This window comes from Rhodopirellula maiorica SM1, assembly GCF_000346295.1.
Lineage (GTDB): Bacteria > Planctomycetota > Planctomycetia > Pirellulales > Pirellulaceae > Novipirellula > Novipirellula maiorica.
The window spans coordinates 1-4,411 of record NZ_ANOG01000822.1 but is presented as its reverse complement, the minus strand read 5'-3'; the positions used below and the strand labels follow the sequence as shown (position 1 = coordinate 4,411).

General features: G+C 54.7%; 5 protein-coding genes and 1 pseudogene. All 6 read right to left on the bottom strand.

What is annotated here, in order from left to right; translation table 11 throughout:
- Nucleotides 1–264 (bottom strand): annotated as a pseudogene (locus RMSM_RS26755) (heavy metal translocating P-type ATPase); the annotation flags it as partial.
- A 22-nt stretch (nucleotides 265–286) separates the two neighbouring features.
- Complete coding sequence (locus tag RMSM_RS26750) at nucleotides 287–1,762, bottom strand: trypsin-like peptidase domain-containing protein (RefSeq protein WP_008704189.1); 1,476 nt, start codon at nucleotides 1,760–1,762, stop codon at nucleotides 287–289.
- Between the two features lie 32 nt (nucleotides 1,763–1,794).
- Nucleotides 1,795–2,037: a BON domain-containing protein gene (locus RMSM_RS26745; protein ID WP_008704187.1), complete on the bottom strand. Its 243-nt coding sequence runs from the start codon at nucleotides 2,035–2,037 to the stop codon at nucleotides 1,795–1,797.
- Nucleotides 2,034–2,795, bottom strand: a complete 762-nt coding sequence (locus RMSM_RS26740; protein WP_008704185.1) for a methyltransferase family protein — start codon at nucleotides 2,793–2,795, stop codon at nucleotides 2,034–2,036. Before RMSM_RS26740 ends, RMSM_RS26745 begins: the two co-directional genes overlap by 4 nt.
- A 198-nt stretch (nucleotides 2,796–2,993) precedes the next feature.
- Nucleotides 2,994–3,677: an ABC transporter ATP-binding protein gene (locus RMSM_RS26735; RefSeq protein WP_008704183.1), complete on the bottom strand. Its 684-nt coding sequence runs from the start codon at nucleotides 3,675–3,677 to the stop codon at nucleotides 2,994–2,996.
- Between the two features lie 93 nt (nucleotides 3,678–3,770).
- The coding region (locus RMSM_RS26730; protein WP_040769523.1) for an ABC transporter permease at nucleotides 3,771–4,411 on the bottom strand (641 nt) is incomplete at its 5' end.

The window sequence follows — 4,411 nt, the reverse complement described above, 5'->3', positions numbered from 1 at the left end:
AACTCGTTTATGCCAATGCCCGTATCGCTGGTCAAGCTCCGCGCCAGCACGCCGTGCCATTTCGCGAACCTCGCCCGTCGATACCACATTCGGGTCATAGTGAACGCAGATTTGGCCTGGGCTTTCGTCACTCAGCTTGAGCGAATGTGCGGCGTCTATTCCTGTCTTGCTTTGCAGCAATTCCACCAGCCGCCTGATGCACGAATCGTCCGCATCGCTGACCGTCGGCAGAAGTAGCCTTAGTTCAATCTTTTCTTTTCTCATGCGTATGTCGATCTCATTTGGGTTACTGGTCACCTTTTCGCCTATGTGTTTCCAACATCACCAAATGCGAGCCTTGATCGGACTGCAACAGAAAGAGCACTGGCTTACCAGGCTCCAGCTCTTTAATGATCTCTGCGTACTGGGCTAGGTATTCAATTCGCCGATCGTTGACGCGAGCAATTACCATGCCAGCCGCTATGCCCTCGCGATACGCTTCACTATCGTAAGAAACATGCGTAATCAACGGGCCGTGTGCATCCAGTGGAAGGTCAAGCTCACGAACCAGCGACGGAGTCAGCGTCGCGAGTCCCAGGCCGTTGAGCGAATCGTAGTGCTCGAATGAATCCGTTGGCGGCGTCTGGGGAATTGTCGGTGTTGCGTTAGAGTGCGATGCGTGTTCAAGTGAAATTTGTAAACCAATGACCTCGTGGTCGCGAAGCACTTTCATCGCCTGTGATTTGACAGTTGCCGCGTTCGCGTTGATTGAGTCCGGGTCAAAAGATTGCGTCACAAGTTTACCGTCAAACTCGGTAATCACATCACCCTCACGCAAACCTGCGAGGCTGGCTGGCGATCGTGGCATGACGGCCTTTACATACAGCCCGGCTGGAAGCGATGGCTCCAACAGCGTGGCCATGTCGGGAGTCAGCGGTTGGGTTTCAAAACCGAATCGGCATCGCTCGACGTAACCGTTCATGCGAAGTTGTTCCACGACGGCTTTAACAACGTTGATCGGCGTTGCTAATCCGATGCCTTGAAACTCGCCAGTCGTCGTGACGGCTCCTTCGATGATTCCAACGACTTCGCCGTGCAGGTTCAGCAACGCTCCGCCGGAACTGCCGGGATTGGTGCAGGCGTCATTCTGAATTAGCGGATAGGGTGAACTCGGAACCCATCGCTGCGTCGAATTGATGATCCCTGCACTGACAGAACGTTGAAGATCATAGGGAGAAGTGAGCGATATGACCCAATCGCCAACACCCAGGCTGTCGGAGTCCGCCAATTTGACCTCTTGCAGGTCGGCAGCGTCTTTGAGTTTGATGATCGCCAAGTCGGAGAAAGGATCGCAAACGACTTCGCTGGCATGGAACTTTTGCCCGTCCGCCGTTCGCACAAACACCGCGTTGGCATTTTCAACGACGTGGCTGCAAGTGAGCACCCAGCCGTCACGGTCGATGACGACCCCCGAGCCCTGGTCGTCGGGAGAGTCAGGTGGCGACGTTGTGGTTGGCCGATATGTCGATGGCGCAGATTGATGACCGTGAATCGCTCTTTCACGCAACCGCATAGGAAGTGTCATTCTTGGCCCACGCAAAGCGTAGACAGTGACGATTCCGGGCGAAACCTGATCCGCAACTTTGCGGACAAGGTTCGACAGATCGTTCGCCGATGCAACGTCCGCATGAGATTCAGTTGAAACTGGTTCCGCCGAAATGGCGATCGTCGCGATCATCGACGCAAACAAAGTGCAAACAATGGTTCTGCAATCAAACTTCATGGGAGATGTTTCCGTTCGAGAGGTGAATCCGTTTAGTTCTGCTTGGTTAGGGTGATTTCACTGCGGACCACGGTGACACCCGGAGTGGTTCGAGCGATCGCGACGACCAACGCACGGTCGTTGACATCATCAACGGTGCCGGTGAGAGTGACGTGCCAGGGCTGATCACTGGAAACTTGCACGCCATCGAAGCCATATCGCTTGATGATGCGTTCGACTCTAACGCTGAGCGGCTCAGGATTCGCAGGAGGGTGCTTGGAGCTTTGCGATCTCACTTTGCAGCCTCGCACAAGATTCGCTCGTACTTGAGCCAGCGTCGGAGTTGCCGTTTCATAACCCGAGCGATGATGTAGAGAAGAATGCCGCTGCCGAGCAGGATGTACCACGATGTTTCGATGGCGACATTGCCTTGCTGAGCTTCGTGCATCGCAAATTCTAATGCCGGAAAAGTCAATGCGATGACCGCAACGGCAGCAGACTCGGCTCGAATAACTTTGGGGATGTCCAACGGGAGTTCCGCTGACTTCCATTGCCGAAGTCTTGGTACGAACGCGGGCGTGCGATTGGACCAATCGGTGAACTCACGACCAAACTTCCTTCGCAAGAACGCTTCCTCGGTGAACATGATGCGTTCGTAATACAATGCGAATGCCATCAGGTAGACCACGACCAACCAGGGAGCCGCGGAGTGCAACACAATGCCGAGGACAATCAGGAAATTGCCGAGGTACAGTGGATGCCGGACGATGGAATAGAAGCCGGTTGTGTTGAGTATTTCGGCAGCTTGCGTTTTCGTGTTGCGACCCGATGTTCCGTCAGCGGCGTGGCCAACTGTGTGACAGCGAACCTTCAATCCTACTAGCGAAACGCCGAGACTGATGATGCTCCAAATAAAATGTAAATTGGGATGCAATTCAATCACGGGATATCGCAGCACGGCGGTCACGATCAACGGTAAGAACACGAAGGGCAGATAGCTGCGCCAGCGGAACAGCCACGATCCCGTGCGTTCAAATTCTTCAATGAGTGCCATAGCGATTTCTGTTTTCGGGGCGGGAGGTAAAAACGGTTCCCGGTGCGTCGGCTGGTGAGTGACGCGGTCCGGGAACCTAGCTGACGGCTGAATGGCAGCCATCAACATTTCAGATTTCAGATTGAGCAACTGGAGAGTTGGGAGACGAGGAGTACAATTTCTCCCAGGCTTCCCCTCTCCCAACTCCTCATCTTCTTCTCAGGCGGCTTTTGCAATGGCGACCTCGTGAGTGACTCCGCCGACTAACCGAATGGTGCGGTGCGCGAACGCGGCGGTGTCCGCATCGTGAGTGACCATGACGATCGTACGTCCGTCTTGGTGAAATTCATTTAGATAGCTCATCACCTGTTGGCGAGTTTCTGAATCGAGGTTTCCGGTCGGTTCGTCGGCCAAGATAATCTGTGGGTCATTGGCAAGCGTCCGTGCCAACGCGACTCGTTGTTGCTGGCCTTGGCTCATTTCCGACGGACGGTGATCGGTTCGATCGGACAAGCCAACGCGGTCGAGCATCTCCATCGCACGCTCTTCTTGTTGCTTGGCGGTTTTGCCAGACAACATCAGTGGGATTTGCACGTTTTCGCGGGCAGTCAGCCACGAGATCAAGTTGAACGACTGGAAAACGAATCCAATTTTGCGGCCTCGTAATGCGGTGCGTTCTTCCACTGACAGGTCGTACAAGGATTCGCCATCGAGCATCACGTCGCCAGTGGACGGCGCGAGCATGCCGCCGAGAACAGACAGCAGCGTTGTTTTGCCGCTTCCGCTCGGCCCAACGATCGCAATGAAGTCGTTGTCGGGAATCGTGAGGTCGGAGTTGTCGAGTGCCGTGACGATTTGGCCGCGACGTTCGTAGGTCTGAGTAACAGAATTGAGTTGATACATGGGTTGATTGTAGATTTGAGATTGAAGGTTGTAGATTTGAAGAAAGGATGGAGACTGGAGATTGACGTTCTTTCGATCTCCAATCTGCGATCATCAATCATTAAAAACGAGGCATGGATCGAGACCGGCGGCGCGGCGGGCGGGTAGTAGGCTAGCGGCGACCGCGACGATCGTTGCCGTACCCATCCCCACGCCCAACAGCATCGGCATCGGGCGTACATGAATGCCCAACAACTGTGGTCCAAGTACTGCAGCGAGGATAGTGCCGACAACAAAGCCCGCGGCTCCACCGGCGAGTCCTAAGACCGCAGCTTTGCCAAGGAACATTTGCGTGACAAAGTTGCGGTTGGCTCCGATCGCCATTAGCGTCCCGATTTCCTTGCGTCGTTCGGTCACGTTGGCGTACATCACGCTCGCGATGCTCGCTCCACCGACCAGCAGCAGGATCGACAGAAAGACCCAGGACAAACGCGACATCAATCCGTTGACGGCGATTTGTGTCTGCACCACTTGAGCAATCGTGACAATTCGTGTCTCGGGAAGCTCGGCAGACAGGTTGGTAATCAATCCGCCAGCGGCATCTTCACAGCACGCCATAATCTCGATTACGTTCACCACTGGTCCCGCACCCGATAAGTCTTGGACGCTGTGCAAGTGAGCGAACATGCGTCCGTCGTCGATCGTGCCTGTCGAAGGCAGCACCGTGAGGACCGTAAAGTCATCACCGAGCAGTG